Origin of the sequence: Bacillus sp. FSL E2-8887, assembly GCF_038007205.1 — a bacterium.
Lineage (GTDB): Bacteria > Bacillota > Bacilli > Bacillales > Bacillaceae_G > Bacillus_A > Bacillus_A mycoides.
The window spans coordinates 308,690-327,629 of the sequence record NZ_JBBOWS010000002.1; the positions used below are offsets into that span (position 1 = coordinate 308,690).

The following is an 18,940-nucleotide window of genomic DNA, read 5'->3' on the forward strand; positions in this document are numbered from 1 at the left end:
TACTTTTAACGAGGAGGGAGTAACTTGGATAAGAAAAAAATTGTCTTTCGCGCTGATGCATCTATTGAAATAGGGACCGGCCATATTATGCGTTGTTTAACACTGGCTCAGGAGTTACAGAATAAAGGTGCGCAAATTTATTTCATTTGTCGTAAGCTACAAGGTGATCTTCAGCAATATATTTTAAGTAAGGGATTCCACGTATTTTTATTAGATACAAATGATGAAAATACTGAATACTCAAATGCAGTATATGGAAGTTATTTAAATTGGCTAAAATGTCATTGGTTTGTTGATGCACAACAAACCAATGATATATTGTCACAACTCCCACGATTTGATTGGTTAATAGTTGATCATTATGGATTAGATAAAAAATGGGAAACTGTTTTAAGAAAAACTGTAAAAAAGATTATGGTAATTGATGATCTTGCAGATCGAGTACATGATTGTGAGTTGTTACTAGATCAAAATCTATACGAAAGCCTTAATGAACGCTATAAAGAATTAATACCAGAGCACTCTTTAATAAAATTAGGACCTAAATATGCCATATTACGGCCAGAGTTCCATTCTGCTAAGAAATTTTTACGAAAAAGAACGGGTGCGGTTGAACATATTTTTATATTTTTTGGTGGGCACGATGTAACGAATGAGACATTAAAAACGTTAAGAGCTATACAAAATATTAATAGTGATACTTTAAAAATAGATGTAGTGGTAGGAAGCCAAAATCCTCATAAGAAAGATATTCAAAATTATTGCAAGAGCATTTCAAACGCTTCATTTTATTGTCAAATAGAGAATATTGAAGAGTTTATGATACGAGCGGATTTAGGGATAGGAGCTGGGGGAACAACAACATGGGAGCGCTGTTTTCTTGGATTACCTTCTATAACAATTACAACTGCACAAAATCAAATAGAAGTAACCAAAGCTGTGGCGGAGGCCGGAGCTACATGGAATATCGGTACAGCTGAAAGTGTTTCAGATGAAACCATTACGAAATGTCTAAACAAACTTTTAACAGATTCAGATAAAGTGAGAGAAATGTCTAATAAAGCTCTTGCCATAAAGTGTGCCAGTAATTCGGATGAAATAACAAAAATTATTTTAGGAGGATAGTATGTTAAACATTGAAAAATTCCATTTGAAATGTATAGAAAAGAAAGATTTAAATCTTATTTTAAAGTGGAGGAATACAGAAGAAATTCGTTCTGTTATGTACGAAGATCATAAAATAACAATAGACGAACACTATAAATGGTTTGAAAAACTAAAATATGATGAAACAATGATTGCAAGATTACTAATATATAAAGAAAAGCCAATTGGATTTGTTAATTTTACAAAAATAAATAAAATAGATCGAACTTGTAATTGGGGATTTTATATAGGAGACAAACAGAGTGTAAGGCGTGCTGGAACTGTATTAGGTATAGTAGCATTAGACTATATTTTTGAAACAAATGGCATACAAAAAGTATGTGCAGAAATATTAGAATCAAATCGTATTAGTTTAAACTTTCATCAGAAACTCGGCTTCCAGGAAGATGGAAGATATGTGAACCATATTTTCAGGGATAATGAATTTATCGACGTTATTACAATGACCCTTTTTTATGAACAATGGATGGAAAGGAAAGAAGCTATAAAAAAAGAAATTGAAGGTGAAAAATATGAGTAATTTATATATCGGGGGTAGAGAGATTGGCAATAGCTCGCCACCATTTATTATTGCAGAAATGTCAGGGAATCATAATCAATCATTAGATAGAGCCTTGCAAATTGTAGAGGCAGCAGCAGAGGCTGGAGCACAAGGATTTAAAATTCAAACATATACACCAGATACAATGACTTTAAATATAGAAAATGGTGATTTTTTAATTCAGGATACGAAAAGCTTATGGAAAGGTAAAACACTTTATCATTTATATAAAGAAGCATATACACCATGGGAGTGGCATAAACCCATTTTTGATCGCTGTATAGAATTAGGAATGATACCATTTAGTACTCCATTTGATGAAACTGCTGTAGATTTTCTAGAATCATTGAATGTTTCTTGTTATAAAATCGCATCTTTTGAAAATACTGATATTCCCCTCATACGTAAAGTAGCAACGACAGGAAAACCAATAATCATTTCGACAGGTATGGCTTCTATTGCTGAATTAGATGAAACAGTAAGAGCTGCGAGAGAAGAGGGATGTAAAGAATTAATTCTATTAAAATGTACAAGTACGTATCCTGCATCTCCGAAATCTACAAATATAGCTACGATACCTCATATGAAGGAGTTATTTAAATGTGAAGTAGGTTTGTCTGATCATACACTTGGGGTAGGAGTATCTGTAGCGAGTGTCGCCTTGGGAGCCACAGTAATTGAGAAACATTTAACGCTTTCGAGATCGGATGGAGGAGTTGACGCTGATTTTTCAATGGAACCTGCTGAATTTAAATTATTAGTAAGCGAAACTGAAAAAGCATGGGAATCTTTGGGGAAAGTATATTATGGCCCTACTGATTTAGAAAAAGATTCTTTAAAATTTAGAAGGTCATTATATGTTGTAGAAAACATAAAAGCGGGAGAGGCTTTCACGATAGAAAATATTAAAGCTATTAGACCAGGTAATGGCTTATTACCAAAACACCTATCCAAAATTATCGGAAAGAAAGCGAATAAGGACATTGAAAAAGGAACGCCTGTTTCGTGGGATCTTATTTGATAGGGTACAATTAGATACTACTAGGAATTCGTTGAATAAATTAAAATGCCTTTTCAATTTAATGAAAAGGCATTTTAATTTATTCAGAATGATTATAGAAGAAAAGATATTTTTAATTTAATAACCTAATGAAGTTGTGATTGTAAAATAGTCGTAATAAAATGGATTCTCTCATGAAAAGTATGTTGTGTAATAACTTTTGTATGAATTTTTTCGACCATTAATCTTTTCGAAATCGTATCATTCAAATGAAAAGATACTTTATTTAAACAGTCCTCAAAGCTATTATAGGATATAATTTCATCTTTATTGAAGAAAGATGAAAGGTCAGATTTTTCTTCTATAATTTGAAAGCCTTGGCAAGCTGCAATATCAAACGTACGATTATTAATGGTACTATTTTTCACTTTATTTTTATTTTTATTCTGTGAAAATAGATGACTACGATGAGGGTTTAATATAAGACTAGCGTTATTATAATAGAGTGCAACTTCTTGAGGTGGAATCCATTCTTCTATAATTTTAATTCTTCGGTGATTCCGCCATTTTTTAATTAACTTATTTCTCCAGTGTTGACCAATAACAGTATAGTGATAAGGGGTTTTTTCCAAAAGAAACTGCATCAATTTTACTCGGGTTGGATAAGGATATCCAATGAACAATATTTCACTTTTATATTTCGAATTTCTTAGACCAGGCTTAAATACATCTATATTAGTTGCTAATGGTAAGTGGTATACATTGGTATATCCTAAACCTGAATAATATTTAAGTGCTTCACTATCAATAGTAAATATAAAATCAAAGTTATTTAATAGAAGAAGAGAGGTATCTATATAAAATGGGTCCTCTGTTAACCAGACAGCTAATTTAATGTTCCTTTTTTTAAAATATTGAATTGCTTTTTGTGGTAGATGATTACCTAATAAGGTGAAAACAATATCAGGATGAAACGTTGCCGTAATGAAATCCAATTGCTCTATTAATTCACTCGGCTGTACTGCTAACAATTCGAAATTTTGATCGATAAGTGTTCTCTGTATGCTTTGATCTAGATATTGATAGATTTTTGAGTAACCAGAAGTAATGTATAAGAGTTTCATATTTCAATCCCTGCTTTAGGTTTAAAATATATTATGAGATAAATGTAACACTTTCTATTTCTTTACAACTGATCTTAGTAATACTTGTAGTAGGAGGAGTAACTGAATTTTCCTCTTCTAATGTGACGATACAAGTATTAGGGTTAAAATTTGTAAAAATAGCAGGTCCAATAATATTTCCAGATTTACCAGTCACAGTAACGACTTCGCCTGGTTGTAAATTTTTAAAAATACTACATACTCCACCTGAACAACGAAATAAATTACATAAGAACAAATTTATCCCTCCTTTAAACAATATACTATATCATATGAAAGTATGTAGAGGGATGTGTAGACAAGTAACCTTTAGAAGGGAAAAAATTCAGTTTAAAGCAACTTATTGAAATGATAGATACAATGGAATAATACATTTTGGAGCATTTTGATTAGATTATCCATAGTTAAGACATTCATTAGAATGTCTTAACTATGGATTGAACTTTAACCACCTGAAGCATCTTAAGGGGTGGTTAAAGTAACACTTTCAATATCTTCACAACTTATGAATATAGTATTGGTAGAAGAGGGGGTTATCACATCTTCTTCAACTAATACAACCGCACAAGTATTCGCAATGAACTGTGAAAAAGTAGCAGGACCAATAATTTGACCTGATCTAGTGGTAATTGTAACAACTGTTCCCTTTGGCCATGAAGAGAATATAACACAAGCTAAACCTGTACATGCTGCCATATTAAACCCTCCTAACTTTAAGTTTTGATTGATATAATACAGTCCAAACATTTTATATTGTATGTGGTAGCAATATGAACTGTTTGGACTAATAAAAAACTAGAATTATATAAAAACGTAAAAACAGTAAGTGGTATCACTAATATGAAAAATGTAATAAAAAACATGAGGAAGAACCTTGTGTTAATCTAAAAGTGGATTATTGTGATGATAAAAAAAATAAGCTTGTAAGAGCATCTGCTTTTAGAGCTGTGAGTAAAGTTAATCAAAATGTACCAGCAAATACTTTTGTTAAAGTCTTATTCCAAAATGAGTTCCTTCTTAAAGAAATGGGATAAAACAGGGAAATGGACAGGGCCGACTGATATGCGAGAAATATATAGGCTAGGAAGAGAAGTTTGGGATGCAACTCATTTACAGCAAAAAGAAAACTAAACAGAAGTGTTATCTGAAAACAAAAAAAGAGCGCATAGATGAGCGCTCTTAGTAAAGTAGACTATATGAGTCTTGGATTAGTATATAATAATATACGCTAATTTCGTTTAAGTGTGTAAACAAAATTAAATAAAAAGAGCACATATTTGAACTACTCACCACTTCAAATAGTCCGTTAGGACGTTAAGTGGTGAGTAGTTCAAGGATTTGGGCAGATTCTTATGTGAGATAGCATAAGAGCCTGTTTGCATGCTCTACCTTTCTTTATGTACAATAAGGATAATAGAACGTATTTTGAAATTAAAGTAAATATATATAAATATACAAAACTTATGTTAAATACAAATTTGTATTCTATTCATGAGCAAACATATAGAAGAAAGTAGACGCTCATTATCGTAGTACGTCTAATCGAAAAGCATTGCTAAAGATTTTGGCAGTGCTTTTTCTAAATCAACTTTTTGATATTTTTCATTCTGCTCACAATATATACAAGTTAACGAAAATTCAGATAGTTTTCAAGTGTAATCATTAATATTACTTTGTTCCATTCATATTCTTAGTCCTATCTTTTAAATGCTAAACTTCCATATCATTTAGATTTTAGCATTTCATTGTCATACGCAAACACTGTATATCGTAAATTGTCTTCCTCATTCCATCGATGCTAAATAAAATTAAAGAATTTAATCCCAATCCAACGGGAAGTTATAAACGGTAGCTAGATGTAATTGATGAATATTGTTATACCATAACCGAAAGACAAGATCGTTGTCCAAATGCAGGAATTATTCGATTAAACGAACCACATTATCGTTATTTAACACAACGTGAGTGTTGGAGATTACTAGGATTCAATGATGAAGATTATGAACTTATGCTAAAGGAGTTTCCAACAAAGCCAGGAAAGCGAAATGCAACGTTATATGCATTAGCTGGCAATAGTATTGTAGTTGATGTTCTAGAAGCGATATTTGAAGAGTTGCTTGATATGCTGCAGGGTCAATTGATAGCTAGTTAATTATAAAAATTCATTTTGTATGTAATAAAAAAGCCCTCTTTTAATGAGAGGGTATATGAGTGAACGTGCCTTATTAAAAGGTGACAAGCTAATAAAAAATAAGAGAGCAGCTAGCAAAAGCTACCTGCTCAACCCTCAGAGAAAGGGAAAAAGAACATTACAGAGGTCACTGTGAATTCAAGCTGTATCAGACCATTTATAGTATAGGACATAATTCAGAATTTTATTCGGACGAATAGAAAAGAGCACCTTCGAACAGTGCTCTTTCATGAAGGTTATGCGGAAATAAAATGAAGAGCTTACTCATAAAAAGGATGGCATAAAATAATATATGAACGTTTATCTAATGGGTGACAGTGAAATAAAAAGAGCAGCTAGCAAAAGCTAACTGCTCGCCTCCAAGGAAAGAGAGAAAGAGTTTGGGTTCTACAAATCGATTATAGCTGTTTAACAGCCTATCTATAGAGTGGCCGGGATTTATAATTTTATTCAGACAAACAAAAAGAGCAGTGAGTTTTCACTAACTGCTCGGTATCTCCAAAGGGGAACAAGGAGAAAATCAAGTGTCATATACAGTATTGACAGTATATTGAGTTTTATCCAAGTGGAGCTTATTTTTTGAATGTAATTTAGGGTTGGTTCCAGAAAAGTGACATACCGCCAAAATAGAAAATTATTAAAAGGACAATTACTATGAAAGCAATTAAAGAAACTTTCCTCCATAAATTTTTCATTAGTAGACCTCCTTTATGAAGAATATTAACACTTTTCCAGAATCTGAACAAAATAATCCTTTGTGCGACACGTTTCCTCATAAGTGTGCAAACACGAAGTAGGAGGGTTATTAATTTGATAACAACAACTGTTTGACTGAAAGTAGGAATGAAAGCCGTCAGGTTGAGCTGAAACTACTTATCTAATACTCCTACATGCAAGGCGTGATAGTAGTCACAAATTGTATGAAGCTAGGTGAAGTCGGCTGAACAAAACCTAAGTGAGAAATCATATGGTAATGGATAGGTCGGGATGCTACAAAATATCTATGGTGAGAATGTCTAAAATAACGGACTGGCGAACTTGCGAATGTACGGGTCTAAATTATTAATACAATAGAAATTTGTATGTCGTCAATGATGACGTTATCTACCGAAAAGTAAGAGTAAAGGATACGAAATTCGGAACATCTAACGATGAGGGTGTAAAGATAACAGGCTTAAAGCAAGCACCTAAGGATATATGTATAGCTAAGTCAATCGGAACGTGGTAAGCAAGAAACTGTCACCAACGCCTACTAGCGGACAGATGCATATAAGGTTCTAACGAACCGAAATTGCTTCATTCTTGTGAAGGTGGGGACAAAGTACCGACGAAGCATGTAACGAATGTGGAGGGATAGTCCCTAGTCTTGTTCTTTGAAAACTAAATTAACTAGATGTAACTCACAGGATCGAGTAAGATGATGGGACTTTTCGTAAGAAAGGGGAAATAATACATCGTTGAGTACAATATTACAACATGCAGAATATTACGATATACAAAAAGTGTTCGATGATTTATACCAACGTAGTGAAAATAACGCTACTAAAGGTGTAAATCTATATAAATACATCATATCAAAAGAAAATATTCTATTGGCATATAGAATTATAAACACCTTAGTTTCGAATATAATACAGCCGATTTACCCCTAAGGGATTAACTTAGCTGTTTTGTCTTAAATTTAACTAAATGTGTGTTGTTATGTTGTTTGCACTCTAATAGTAAACGTACAATAAACAAAGATATGTAAAAGCGGACAGATCTGGAACCAAAAAATTTTACTTACTGATGAAAAGGGAATAATGAGTTCTGTTGGATGAACATAAAAGAATTGAAAAGAGGATGGCGTAGATCCATCAGCATTGGAAGATACATTACAAGCAATTGAAGAAAGCATTCAAGATAAGGCGCAAAATATCGCTCTATTAATCCGCAACCTTGAAGCAGATACAGAAGCTATCAAGTTAGAAGAAAAACGATTAGCAGACCGTAGAAGAGCGGTAGAAAACAACTGTAAGAGCTTAAAAGATTACTTATATCAGCAAATGATCTTATTAGGGGTCACCATACATGCCCATCAAGTTAAAAATAAAAAGTACCCCCAAAACGATAAAAATGAATCTTGTTGCTATAAAAGACAAAAAAAATTTCGTTCTGGGGTCATTATAAATATTAACTTGATAACGTTGGACTAGTGAATATTCTTAAGTTGAAGGTGCAATTTCTTTCTAATTAAATCGGTATTCTCCTAGGAAATTACTATGTTTCCATCCTAATGAAGAAATATGTTTTAATAGTTCTTCATCAAAAATCAAGTCATTTCACTTCCGTCTAAATATATCTATTAAAATGGCATCAAAAACCTAATTGAAATTAAATAAGGAATGTTATTTTATTTTGTGCGAGTTTGACCTACTATTTTGTATGTGATCTACTTTCTATCTTATAACAATCCGCCAATATATCTTTTAAATATTCCTTATATTTGGAGCGTAGCATTTCTGGAGAAATGATTTTAATTTCTTTACCGAAAGACAAAAAATACTGAACTAGAAAATCTATCTCCTTTTCTCCAAAAGTCCCAATAATGTATTTATTTTGTTGTTCTTCTTCTTGAAGAGATATGTTATCGTAAATGCGTTTATAGAACTGTTCGACCCCTTTATCACTAAGTTTGACTTTAAAAGAAAAAGGGCGTTGTGTATTGAATTGTTTTCTAAATAAAGAACTAATTGTCTCTTCAGTAAAAGGAATGCTTTCTTTATCTTTATACTTTACGGATTGAATATAGTCACAACGAAAATTTCGAAATTCATTTTTGTCTAAATCCCAACTAAAGCAATACCAATTTCCATCCGTGATTAATAATCTTAGGTGTTGAATGACTCTTTGATTGTTGCCATAGCGACAATAACTGATTTTTATTACCTTTTTATTGAATATTGCAGAGAAAAGTTCTCCTAAAAAGGGAGACTCTTTTTTTGATTTGTTCCTACAAATTGGATGACTTGATCCGCCTGTTGAACCATTTCTTTTTGCTTCTTTGGCAGTATAGCTAATAGTTTTTCTTTAATTTCTTTGTAGTCTTTATCAAATGGAGTTTTTAGCAATGTTTTTAATAGTTGTAGCGAAAATAATATAGAATGTAATTCATTATTACTAAAATAAATTGGTGGTAGAAGTTGATTTTCTAACACGTGATATCCACCATGACTTCCCTTTTCAGAATAAAGAGGAACACCTAATTCTTCTAAGGAAGAAATGTCTCGTAAGGCGGTACTTCTAGAAATATCGAATTCTCCAATCAAGTCGTTAAGGTTAAAATTCTTTTTTGAATTGATATAGATCATTTCTTGAATGAGTCGCTCGTCTTTTTTCATAAAAAGCTCCTAATGGTATCATGTTTTGATACCATTCTATCATATACTGAAGGTATCAAAAATAAAGGTGTGAAAGTATTATGAAACAGTACTCTAATGCTGAAGAATTAATTGAATCAATCGATAAAGCCTATAAGAAATTTATTGAAGAATTTAAGGTGATTCCTGAAGAGTTGAGAGATAAACATATCTCTGAAGTGGATAAATCTCCTTCTGAAATACTTTCTTATCAATTGGGGTGGATCAACTTGTTGTTATCGTGGGAAAAAGACGAACAATGTGGACTTGACGTACAAACGCCCACTCCAGACTACAAATGGAATAACTTAGGTAAACTTTATCAATCTTTTTATGAGCAGTACGGTGTTTTAACTTTAAAACAGCAGGAGGAAGAATTGACAAAGTTAGTTCGAAAGTTAGTCGATTGGATAAATGATCTTTCTGAAAAAGAATTATTCCAATCAGAACAAAGAAAATGGGCCACAACAAAAGCAATGTGGCCTGTTTGGAAATGGGTGCATATCAATACAGTTGCTCCATTTACGAATTTCAGAACTAAAATTCGTAAATGGAAAAAAATAGTTTTATAAGTAATTTAAGAAAAGTAAGTATCCAGAAAGTTAGACAAAAGACAATAAAGTCCATTTCTTATACACTAAAAGAAATGGACTTTATTTATTTGGATTTTCTTAGTGTACGAAATTCGCGCTTTGTTGAAGGAACCTCATCGCTATCAAGCTAATAAAAAGAAAGAGAAATGATTATATGAAAACATCACTTCTCTTTCTTTGTATTTACGAGTGGCTCCAAAAAGAAGGAATGGTTGCCGTACCCCATAAATGATTACTTTTTCATCCATGTATCTACTAATTTTTTATTCTTTTTTATCCATTTTTCAGCGGCCTGTTCAGGGTCATTCGATTCATTAATCATGGTCATCAACGTTCCGAGTTGCTCATCGGTCATGTTCCAGTTATCAAAATACTTTATAAGCTCTGGATAATCTTTTTCAAATCCTTTACGAACAGAGTAATAAATATCATCTTTTTCTCCATACACCTTTTTAGGATCTTTTAAATATTTAAGATCAAACTCTGAAAAAGCCCAATGTGGATTCCATAATGTTACTGCAATGGGTTTCTTTTGATTATATGCTTTTTTTAATTCACTCATCATAGCGGCTTCTGAAGATTGAACAAGATTTAGCTCTATCCCATATTTGTGTATCGCTTTATCTGTTAAGCCCATTAAACTGCTACCAGGTTCAATACCAATGATTTTATTGTTAAATTTATCCTTATTTGCATTCAAATCCTCAATACTATTGATATCTGTCATGTATGAAGGAACAACTAAACCAAGACCAGTACCTTTATACCACGCTGATTTTATTACAACATCATCCTTATATTTTTCATATAATGGCTTATCAGTAATTGGTAGCCAGACCTCTAAGTTGGCGTCCACATCTCCTCGTGCTACCCCGGTCCAAACGGCTGCCTTTTCTAAATATAACAATTCAACTTTATAACCTTTTTCCTCAAGTAATACTTTCCACATATTTGCGGTAGCTATGTTTTCTTTCCAACTCGTTACACCAATTTTAATTTTTCCCTTTGCATTACTGTTCGCGCCACTACAAGAAGTAGTAATTATGCTAATTAATAATAGTATGCACAGAAGCCATATTTTTTTCTTCATCAAGCTCCTCCTAGTCTCTATGATTAGATATTTCTTCTTTAACTAACGTAGAAAATTATTTCAGTAAAGCTAAATACTTTATAATTATAAATAAATATTTTATAATTATAACTATGAATAATATAAACTAACTATTAATAGCTTAACAAAAAAATAAAAAAAAGTCTTTGATGAACTATTGTAATGTACTATTTGGTTTAGAAATAGTTACAGTATTTGTATAGAGTCAAAGAAAAGGAGTGAAAGAATGAAAGAAACGAAATTACGTGTTGAAAACGTTACAAAAGTATTTGGAAAGAATCCTTCTAAAGGAATCGCTTTACTAGAAGAGGGAAAAAGCAAAGCTGCTATATTAAAAGAAACTGGTATGAATATTGGCGTGAAGCAGGCAAAATTCGATGTTTATGCTGGTGAAATATTTGTCATTATGGGATTATCCGGTAGTGGGAAATCTACACTTGTTCGTATGTTAAATCAGTTAATCAAACCGACTTCTGGCCATATATATATTGATGGTGAAGATATCGCAACAATGGGAAAAGAATCTCTTCGAAAAGTAAGAAGAAACAAAATGAGTATGGTATTTCAAAAATTCGCCTTATTCCCTCATCGAACGGTTTTACAAAATGTTGCATATGGTTTAGAAATACAAAAAGTATCAAAAGAAGAACGAGAAACAAAAGCGTTAGAATCTCTAAAATTAGTAGGTTTAGAAAACAATAAAGATAGTTATCCGGAACAACTTAGCGGTGGTATGCAGCAGCGTGTTGGTATCGCAAGAGCACTAACAAATAATCCAGATGTCCTACTGATGGATGAATCATTTAGTGCGTTAGATCCGATTATTCGAAAAGAAATGCAAAATGAATTATTAGAACTGCAAGATAAAATGAAAAAAACGATTATTTTTATTACACACGATCTAGATGAAGCACTCCGAATTGGTGATCGTATTGCTTTAATGAAAGACGGAGAAATTGTTCAAATTGGAACACCAGAAGAAATTATGGTGAGCCCTGCAAATGAATTTGTAGAGCAATTTGTTGCTGATGTAAATTTAGGAAAAGTTTTAACCTCTGAATCCATTATGAAAAGACCGGAAACCTTATTAATTGATCGCGGTCCACGTGTTGCACTCCAAATCATGAAAAATGCTAGTGTTTCTAGCGTATATGTAGTGAATAAGAAACATGAGTTTTTAGGTGTCTTAACTGCTGATAATGCTAGTAAAGCTGTTAAAAGACAGGTTCCGATAGCGGATTTATTAGTAACAGACATTCCTCCTGTTTATTTAGATACTCTATTAGAAGAAATGTATATAAAAATGGTTAAGGCAAAGTTACCTCTTCCTGTTCTAGATGATAAACATAGATTACGAGGGATAATAAAGCGTGAAAGTATTATTCAAGCTTTAGCAGGAAATGTAGAGGAAGAGGTGAATGATAATGAATAGTATTCCACGTATTCCTTTAGGAGAATGGGTTGATACACTTGTTACAAGTTTGTATCAGCATTTCGAAGGGTTTTTCAAAGGATTTTCTTTTATTATCGGAGGATTTGTTGATTTATTAACAAATCTATTAATATTTATCCCAGCCATTATTTTTATTACAATCACATGCCTATTAGTTTGGTACACCTCCCGTAAAATTTCACTTATAGTATTTTCTTTAATTGGATTTCTGTTTATCCTTAACGTTAACTATTGGGAACAGACCATGCAAACACTAGCGCTTGTCTTGACGTCTGTTATTATCTCTATCATTATAGGTATACCAATTGGGATTTTGGCATCTCAGAACGAAAGGTTTTCCAAATTTTTAAAACCAACTCTTGATTTTATGCAAACAATGCCTGCATTTGTTTATCTTATTCCGGCAATTACATTCTTTGGTGTTGGAGTAGTACCAGGTATTATTGCATCTGTTATTTTTGCAATGCCACCTACTATTCGCTTTACTGAGTTAGGGATTAGGCAAGTACCAGAAGATTTAATTGAAGCAGCTAATGCCTTTGGTTCAACATCGTCACAGAAACTATTCAAAGTACAGCTTCCACTTGCAACGGGAACAATCATGGCTGGTGTAAATCAGAGTATTATGCTTTCTCTATCAATGGTTGTCACTGCATCTCTTGTCGGTGCACCAGGTCTTGGCGTAGACGTTTATCGGTCGGTTACACAAGTTAATATAGGTATGGGCTTTGAAGCAGGCCTTGCTATTGTAGTAATTGCAATTATATTAGATCGAATTACACAAGGTTTTCATAAAAAATAATTATAATGTACATACTAAAAGTTATCATTTGAAACCGCGAGAAATTTATTGATTAAAGCTGGTGCAAGTAAGGTAATATTAGTTGGTATTATCCCTTTTAAGTAGACAGTGTAAAAAGACTACATTCTTAATGTGGAATGTTACACTATACTTGAAGGGATATTTTAATGGCAAAAAAAGAACAACATTTCAAAAATATGCAGAGACATTTAAATTGAAAGCTGTACATTTGTATAAAAATGATGGACGGAGCTATGATGCGATTGCTAAAGAACTAAGAATGCCAATTGCTACTCCATTGAAAATGTGGGTAAAACAAATTCCCAATGGTAACGCACTTTCTCCATATTCACTTATCCAATGATAAAGAGTATTCGAATGGATAGATAATTCTTTTGAAACCTCTTTCACAAACATATTCTCTTCCAATAGTAATTGGACTGCAGCCAATTTAAATTGACGATTATAGACTTTTCTACTCATAAACTGAATCACCTTTTTCTTTTAACTTAGTGTGCAATTTATTGTAGCATCTCCAATCCTTTTTAATTCCAGTGATATCTATAATGATTAAGGTATGTCATATATTTCTTTATCTCTTGTTTCAACTCAGTAAAACACTCGTAAGGTTTTATATATGCTTTATCTTTCAGATGGCCAAAAAACGATTCTTGTGGTGCTTTATCCCAACAGTTTCCTCTTTTTGACTAATTTCTGGTAGGTAGGACTTGTGTAGTGGGAATCTTAATCAGATTACCATATTCATGAACAGATACATCCGATTATTAATATATTAATGAATACGAGATAGACGAAGAGTAATTTCAATTTCTATTAATGTTTCATGAAGTACTGGATATCTAACCACATTAGTATGGCGAGGATTTAATTTTTAAAAGTTAAGAATAGTCAGTCTTAATTCTATTAATTTACTATATATTACATTTATGTAAGTATTGTTATAAGGGCGTTTTTTAAAACTTTCCCCTAATAAAGTTTTGTGTGATATAAACCATAAGTTTGCCGTTTTGGCAAGCTTATGGTTCTTTTTGTTTGCGGCAAACTTATGCTTCCAGGATTTGAAGAATATTTTTAATGTCGCTTTTAAATAAAGTCACGGTGTTTATAAAAAAGACGCGATGTTTTGTCCCTTTGGATCTGTTTATCTAAGGGGATGTTTTTATAGTGAAAAGAAAATCTGAACTGAAAGGCGGATTAAGGAACTGTTGAGCGGCAATAAAGTTACTCCACTAAAAGGCCATCTAATGGAATTAAGGAAAGGTTTATTCAAAGGGAAATCGAAGTTAAGTTATGGCATTTTATTCGATAATCTAGAGTAACTATCTTATGTAAGGAAGGCACTAATATGAGTCTTGGAAATATAAGTACTTGAAAGTTGTACAAAGAAGGTTTAAAGGCATTAGGATAGTTGTGAATATATAATTATGAAACAAAGTGAGTTAGAACTTGTAGAGGAGATGAGAAGATGGCAATTAGTGCAGAGAGGAAGGCCTTAAGATTGATGAGGTTGCGTAGAATCTGCGGTTATAGTGCGGCAATAGCAGTAACACCTTACCTGCTGATCAAAATTGTATGGACTTTTGGTTTCTTCCTTCCAACCGAGCAAATGGGTGACGCCAGCTGGCGCATTATAAACGCAGTAACCGCCGTTCTCGCTGCGATTGGCATCCTTCTTGCAATGGCGTTTTGCAGGCCATGGGGGGAGCGGCTACCTGCGTGGTTGGTCGCTCTACCCATTTGGGTTGGTACCGGTTTGCTCGTTCCCATTTTGTTGATTGCACCGATTCTGGGCCCTGCAGCTATGATCCGGGATCAAGAAGCAGGTGCCGCCGACTTCTGGGTATACGAGCAGATCTTCGTCATGATCTCACTTTTCGGGATTGGCATCTTCCTGCCGCTTGCATTAGCGGGGTATGCAATGGCACGTTGGCCAGAGGCGCTGAGTGGCACAACCGACTACAAGGAGTTGCCGGGCAATACTTTACAACTACAGATCATCTTAGCTAGGATTGTCGCTGCCGGTTGCATTCTGCTCGGTGTCATCAAGGTGTTTTGGGCAGTTGGTGGCTCTTTTGGCATCAACCAGGCAACTATGGAGGGACGCGATGTATGGTGGTACCTGCTGTCATTGAGTACAGGTGTGTGGTCCTTTGCTGGTGCGTGGGGCATACTGGTGGTATCATCCCGCCGTGGATCAAGGTGGTTTCTACCTCCTATGGCAGCGACATGGATTTCATCGGGAGCGTTGTTCTCCAACAACCTCTATTCCGCCTTATCTTCAGTTCGACTCGATGCGCCACCCTCCCCAGAGTACCCATTGGCATGGTTGTTGACCACACAGGCCGGCATCGTCTTAGGTGTAATAATGGGGATGATTATCCTGCTGGTGCTGCACGAACGCCGTCGAGCCCTTCGAGATGAGTCCAACTGAAGTTGATTACACAGAACCACGGACTATTAAAATTGTGCAAGAGCTCATTTCGCGTGGAGAAGAGTTAGTGTACTTTACAATCGAAGATTTTCGAGAGCAAAAATAATTAGTGGTTTATTCGATTAAAGGGCGCAATTGTGGAGCAAACACAGGTAGAAAAATGATTAAATTTTTTATAAAAAATTATTCACTAGCAACAAATAACCCAAGCATTTTGATCAAACTTTTTTCAAAATGTTTGGGTTTCTTCTGTTGAAAAATCACTTTTTGTAGCATGCTTTTGATCAAACTTTATTACAAACCAACAGCATTCACGGCAAGCTTATGAGTTAATAATTTATCCACGGCAAAGATATGCTTCCTTTTCCCTCGAACAATCAACTAAATCTCCTCAAAAACATGTAATTTCCGGCAAAGATATGCTTCCTTTAGCGGCAACTTTATGGGTAAAGTCACATTTTGAAAGAGTTGTCTCAGTATTTTCCATGTTGTAAATATGCCAAGAAAAGAGAATCCATTTGGGTTCTTTTTTTCTTTTTAATTTGAGTCCTTAACCTCAAATTTAAAAGACGCATTAATAATTGTGATAATTTAACAGAAAAATCACCTTAACATACAGCAAATACAAAAAAGACCGGATATAATATCCGGTCTTTACTTATTATTGATTAACTGGATTTTCACAATATTTCTTTGCAATTGCACTTGCCATATCAATTGCCCTTTGTAGAGTAGCGTGTTTAGAACTAAAATCATAAGGCTCAAATCCAAATTCTTCATAAATTTCAAAGGAGATGCTTGTTACAAGTCTATACTTTGAAGGGATAGCTTCATTATCAATTGTTAAATGGAAATCATAACGATCATCAAAACATAATAGTTCAACTTTGAATGTATTATGTGTGCTTGCTTGGCGAAATTGATAATACTCAACTGGATATAAATAATCACCTTCATTTTTGTAGTTAAAGTCTTTAAAAAAAATCTTAATCAACGCCCCTCGTGTTTTTTTGGGGATATTCCCTATTTTTATCATAAACTCTTACCTATTACAAAGTACATAATTATTAGATTTATTATTTATAGGTGTTTCAAAAACGATGGTTTTTGATAAATGTAAAATGAACAAAATTTAATCTTTATAAATCGCTTAACTGTGTTATCAAAACTATTGTCAAAATCAAATTAACTTTAACTACCCTTTATGATAAAATTATCTTGTAAAGGTTAGGTGATTTCATGAATTCATACATTTATGGCTACGCAAGGGTAAGTACTCAACAACAAGATTTGATTCGTCAACTAGACATGCTTCAAAATTATAACTGTACTGAAATTTTAACTGAAAAAGTAACAGGTACGAAAAGTGATCGTCCAGAGCTTGCTCGATTAAAAGATAAAATTAGACCAGGTGATACATTAGTTGTTGAAAGCTTTTCTAGATTAGGAAGAAGTAACAAAGATTTAATTGAACTTGTTGATTTTTTTGAGAATAAGGGAGTTAAGCTAATTAGTATCAAAGAGCAATTTGATACTAATACACCTCAAGGAAAATTGATGTTAACAGTATTTCAAGCATTCAGCCAGTTTGAAAGAGACTTAATTTCTCAACGTACTCAAGAGGGACTTGAAAGTGCAAGAGCAAGGGGGAGAGTCGGTGGACGTCCTCGTGTTAAGGATAGCTTCATTCAAAGGGCATTAAAGTTATATGATTCTAAAGAATATAGCATACAAGAAATTGTAAACATGACAGGTATTAGTCAGGCTACGCTTTACCGATACATACGAAAAAATAAATAAACTGAAAAAGATGAATTTACTTATATAAAGAATTACATTATAAAATAGTAAGAAGAATAGAAAGACAGGGAGAGGAAACCCATGTCCACAAAATTAGTAAATTTACGTATTGATTTCGCTTTTAAACAGTTATTCGGAACGAAGCGATTTTAACTGGATTTCTAAACGCTATCCTAGAAGAATCTTTAGATGTACCTATTGTATCTCTACAACTAGAAGATCCACATCTTCATAAATCTTATGAAGATGATAAGTTATCCATATTAGACTTATTAGCAACATTAGACAATGGCACGCAAGTGAATATAGAGATACAGCTTCGAAATACACATGATATGGTGAAGCGATTTTATATTACTGGAGTAAACTCTATACGTCCCAAATGCAAGAAGGGATGCCGTATCGTTCGCTTCGCAAAACAATTACCATTAACTTATTAGATTTTATATTATTCTCGCAGGATGATTCATTTCATACCGTAGGACAATTATGGAATCCCAAAAAGAAACAGATACTAAGTGATGATATTGAAATTCATTTTGTAGAAATTCCAAAATTGGTCAAACAATGGCATGAAGAAAAAGTAAATCCATGGGAAAATGCATTTGTTCGCTGGATGTTACTATTACCAGCACATGAAGATGAACATTTAACTCAAACATTGGAGGAGATTGCGATGAATCAAGATCCAATTTTACAAAAGGCAATGAATAAATGGGAAAATATGAGCCATGACTCTTCTTTCCGAACAGCTTATGAAGCTCGTGAAAAGTTACTTCTAAGATGAGCAAGCTAAGTTAGCACATGCTCGAGAAGAGGGCTTAGAGGAAGGCATTGAAAAAGGTATTGAGAAAGGGAAAATTCAATTAATTCGTGGTATGCATAAAAATGGTATGCCATTAGAAGACATTGCAAAATTCACAGGTCTAAGTACAGAAGAAATACGAAAATTACTATTATAATACGTATTATTACAAAAACTTTACGAAAAATATCGCAAAGTTTTTTATTTAATCCTTTAAACATCAACTCCTTAAAATGTTTTTTCCTTTTTTAGACAGTTTACTTTTAATTTATATTAGTGTGATTTTAGAAGTAAGTTGTACCGTTTGTAAAAAGTTTGATTAAAAATCCTATATAAGGCCTCACCATACATGTCCATCAACTTAAGAAATGTATACACCCCAATGTTGATTTGAAATAAAGTCGTACCGTTTATATGAAAAATCCAACTTTTCCCTAGCTGTAAGAATCCTGGGATTTTTGCAC

At 33.3% G+C, this 18,940-nt stretch carries 17 protein-coding genes and 4 pseudogenes; 12 read left to right on the forward strand and 9 right to left on the reverse strand.

Translation table 11 applies throughout. The features are described from left to right. Positions 1 to 24: 24 nt before the first annotated feature. The 3 genes from pseG to pseI are packed head-to-tail and all read left to right on the forward strand — an operon-like array spanning position 25 to position 2,729. Entirely contained in the window at positions 25 to 1,125 is a 1,101-nt protein-coding gene (gene pseG / locus NSQ08_RS28765) for a UDP-2,4-diacetamido-2,4,6-trideoxy-beta-L-altropyranose hydrolase (RefSeq protein WP_340780526.1), read from the forward strand. Between the two features lies 1 nt (position 1,126). Beyond that, positions 1,127 to 1,687, forward strand: a complete 561-nt coding sequence (gene pseH, locus NSQ08_RS28770; protein ID WP_002016604.1) for a UDP-4-amino-4,6-dideoxy-N-acetyl-beta-L-altrosamine N-acetyltransferase — start codon at positions 1,127 to 1,129, stop codon at positions 1,685 to 1,687. Further along, the gene (pseI, locus tag NSQ08_RS28775; RefSeq protein WP_002169371.1) at positions 1,680 to 2,729 is read left to right on the forward strand and encodes a pseudaminic acid synthase; all 1,050 of its coding nucleotides are present in this window, start codon (positions 1,680 to 1,682) and stop codon (positions 2,727 to 2,729) included. Before pseH ends, pseI begins: the two co-directional genes overlap by 8 nt. A 125-nt stretch (positions 2,730 to 2,854) precedes the next feature. On the opposite strand, the gene NSQ08_RS28780 is transcribed toward pseI, so the two are convergent. From NSQ08_RS28780 to NSQ08_RS28790, 3 genes are all read right to left on the reverse strand, one after another. Beyond that, positions 2,855 to 3,832, reverse strand: a complete 978-nt coding sequence (locus NSQ08_RS28780; RefSeq protein ID WP_199627644.1) for a CgeB family protein — start codon at positions 3,830 to 3,832, stop codon at positions 2,855 to 2,857. A 31-nt stretch (positions 3,833 to 3,863) separates the two neighbouring features. Continuing rightward, complete coding sequence (locus NSQ08_RS28785) at positions 3,864 to 4,109, reverse strand: hypothetical protein (protein WP_002169373.1); 246 nt, start codon at positions 4,107 to 4,109, stop codon at positions 3,864 to 3,866. A 224-nt stretch (positions 4,110 to 4,333) separates the two neighbouring features. Continuing rightward, positions 4,334 to 4,567: a hypothetical protein gene (locus NSQ08_RS28790; RefSeq protein WP_002191474.1), complete on the reverse strand. Its 234-nt coding sequence runs from the start codon at positions 4,565 to 4,567 to the stop codon at positions 4,334 to 4,336. A gap of 143 nt (positions 4,568 to 4,710) precedes the next feature. Here NSQ08_RS28790 and NSQ08_RS28795 point away from each other — a divergent pair. The 3 genes and pseudogenes from NSQ08_RS28795 to NSQ08_RS28805 form a co-directional block, all read left to right on the forward strand. After that, positions 4,711 to 4,881, forward strand: a pseudogene (locus NSQ08_RS28795) (ABC transporter permease); the annotation flags it as partial. A gap of 911 nt (positions 4,882 to 5,792) precedes the next feature. Beyond that, positions 5,793 to 6,023: a DNA cytosine methyltransferase gene (locus tag NSQ08_RS30000; RefSeq protein ID WP_445686765.1), complete on the forward strand. Its 231-nt coding sequence runs from the start codon at positions 5,793 to 5,795 to the stop codon at positions 6,021 to 6,023. Positions 6,024 to 7,924: 1,901 nt separating this feature from the next. Beyond that, a complete protein-coding gene (locus NSQ08_RS28805; RefSeq protein ID WP_240381177.1) occupies positions 7,925 to 8,257 on the forward strand; it encodes a siphovirus Gp157 family protein in 333 nt (110 codons plus the stop codon). Positions 8,258 to 8,477: 220 nt separating this feature from the next. Here NSQ08_RS28805 and NSQ08_RS28810 read toward each other — a convergent pair whose 3' ends face one another. Both NSQ08_RS28810 and NSQ08_RS28815 read right to left on the reverse strand, forming a co-directional pair. Beyond that, on the reverse strand, positions 8,478 to 9,122 hold the full coding sequence (locus NSQ08_RS28810) for a WYL domain-containing protein (protein ID WP_340780558.1): 645 nt from the start codon (positions 9,120 to 9,122) through the stop codon (positions 8,478 to 8,480). Then, positions 9,023 to 9,442, reverse strand: coding sequence for a helix-turn-helix transcriptional regulator (locus NSQ08_RS28815; protein WP_240381178.1), 420 nt, complete (start codon positions 9,440 to 9,442; stop codon positions 9,023 to 9,025). The genes NSQ08_RS28810 and NSQ08_RS28815 overlap by 100 nt, the downstream gene beginning before the upstream one ends. An 80-nt stretch (positions 9,443 to 9,522) precedes the next feature. On the opposite strand from NSQ08_RS28815, the gene NSQ08_RS28820 reads away from it, so the two are divergent. Further along, positions 9,523 to 10,032, forward strand: coding sequence for a ClbS/DfsB family four-helix bundle protein (locus tag NSQ08_RS28820; RefSeq protein ID WP_002191562.1), 510 nt, complete (start codon positions 9,523 to 9,525; stop codon positions 10,030 to 10,032). Between the two features lie 253 nt (positions 10,033 to 10,285). On the opposite strand, the gene NSQ08_RS28825 is transcribed toward NSQ08_RS28820, so the two are convergent. Then, on the reverse strand, positions 10,286 to 11,143 hold the full coding sequence (locus NSQ08_RS28825; protein WP_002187328.1) for a glycine betaine ABC transporter substrate-binding protein: 858 nt from the start codon (positions 11,141 to 11,143) through the stop codon (positions 10,286 to 10,288). A gap of 247 nt (positions 11,144 to 11,390) precedes the next feature. Here NSQ08_RS28825 and NSQ08_RS28830 point away from each other — a divergent pair, with 247 nt between their 5' ends. Next, the gene (locus tag NSQ08_RS28830) at positions 11,391 to 12,596 is read left to right on the forward strand and encodes a quaternary amine ABC transporter ATP-binding protein (protein WP_002144231.1); all 1,206 of its coding nucleotides are present in this window, start codon (positions 11,391 to 11,393) and stop codon (positions 12,594 to 12,596) included. Continuing rightward, positions 12,589 to 13,419 (forward strand): ABC transporter permease, encoded by an 831-nt coding sequence (locus NSQ08_RS28835; protein ID WP_002144230.1) that lies wholly within the window; start codon positions 12,589 to 12,591, stop codon positions 13,417 to 13,419. Before NSQ08_RS28830 ends, NSQ08_RS28835 begins: the two co-directional genes overlap by 8 nt. Positions 13,420 to 13,671: 252 nt before the next feature. On the opposite strand, the gene NSQ08_RS28840 is transcribed toward NSQ08_RS28835, so the two are convergent. Then, a complete protein-coding gene (locus NSQ08_RS28840; protein ID WP_002169661.1) occupies positions 13,672 to 13,902 on the reverse strand; it encodes a transposase in 231 nt (76 codons plus the stop codon). A 62-nt stretch (positions 13,903 to 13,964) separates the two neighbouring features. Beyond that, a pseudogene (locus NSQ08_RS28845) lies at positions 13,965 to 14,160 on the reverse strand (IS3 family transposase); the annotation flags it as partial. A gap of 745 nt (positions 14,161 to 14,905) precedes the next feature. Here NSQ08_RS28845 and NSQ08_RS28850 point away from each other — a divergent pair. Continuing rightward, a complete protein-coding gene (locus tag NSQ08_RS28850; RefSeq protein WP_340780529.1) occupies positions 14,906 to 15,871 on the forward strand; it encodes a hypothetical protein in 966 nt (321 codons plus the stop codon). A gap of 661 nt (positions 15,872 to 16,532) precedes the next feature. On the opposite strand, the gene NSQ08_RS28855 is transcribed toward NSQ08_RS28850, so the two are convergent. Continuing rightward, entirely contained in the window at positions 16,533 to 16,907 is a 375-nt protein-coding gene (locus NSQ08_RS28855) for a hypothetical protein (RefSeq protein WP_002144227.1), read from the reverse strand. 203 nt (positions 16,908 to 17,110) lie between these two features. Here NSQ08_RS28855 and NSQ08_RS28860 point away from each other — a divergent pair. Together NSQ08_RS28860 and NSQ08_RS28865 are read left to right on the forward strand one after the other, a co-directional pair. Then, positions 17,111 to 17,668 (forward strand): annotated as a pseudogene (locus NSQ08_RS28860) (recombinase family protein); the annotation flags it as partial. Positions 17,669 to 17,752: 84 nt separating this feature from the next. Beyond that, positions 17,753 to 18,633 (forward strand): annotated as a pseudogene (locus tag NSQ08_RS28865) (Rpn family recombination-promoting nuclease/putative transposase). The last annotated feature ends 307 nt before the right edge of the window (positions 18,634 to 18,940 follow it).

Excerpts from the sequence above, each read along its gene's own strand:
- NSQ08_RS28815 (WP_240381178.1), bottom strand. The coding sequence starts at position 9,442 with ATGAAAAAAGACGAGCGACTCATTCAAGAAATGATCTATATCAATTCA.
- NSQ08_RS28830 (WP_002144231.1), top strand. The coding sequence starts at position 11,391 with ATGAAAGAAACGAAATTACGTGTTGAAAACGTTACAAAAGTATTTGGA.
- NSQ08_RS28840 (WP_002169661.1), bottom strand. The coding sequence starts at position 13,902 with ATGAGTAGAAAAGTCTATAATCGTCAATTTAAATTGGCTGCAGTCCAA.
- NSQ08_RS28825 (WP_002187328.1), bottom strand. The coding sequence starts at position 11,143 with ATGAAGAAAAAAATATGGCTTCTGTGCATACTATTATTAATTAGCATA.
- NSQ08_RS28855 (WP_002144227.1), bottom strand. The coding sequence starts at position 16,907 with ATGATAAAAATAGGGAATATCCCCAAAAAAACACGAGGGGCGTTGATT.
- NSQ08_RS28790 (WP_002191474.1), bottom strand. The coding sequence starts at position 4,567 with ATGGCAGCATGTACAGGTTTAGCTTGTGTTATATTCTCTTCATGGCCA.
- NSQ08_RS28780 (WP_199627644.1), bottom strand. The coding sequence starts at position 3,832 with ATGAAACTCTTATACATTACTTCTGGTTACTCAAAAATCTATCAATAT.
- pseH (WP_002016604.1), top strand. The coding sequence starts at position 1,127 with ATGTTAAACATTGAAAAATTCCATTTGAAATGTATAGAAAAGAAAGAT.
- NSQ08_RS28835 (WP_002144230.1), top strand. The coding sequence starts at position 12,589 with ATGAATAGTATTCCACGTATTCCTTTAGGAGAATGGGTTGATACACTT.
- NSQ08_RS28850 (WP_340780529.1), top strand. The coding sequence starts at position 14,906 with ATGGCAATTAGTGCAGAGAGGAAGGCCTTAAGATTGATGAGGTTGCGT.
- pseI (WP_002169371.1), top strand. The coding sequence starts at position 1,680 with ATGAGTAATTTATATATCGGGGGTAGAGAGATTGGCAATAGCTCGCCA.
- NSQ08_RS28820 (WP_002191562.1), top strand. The coding sequence starts at position 9,523 with ATGAAACAGTACTCTAATGCTGAAGAATTAATTGAATCAATCGATAAA.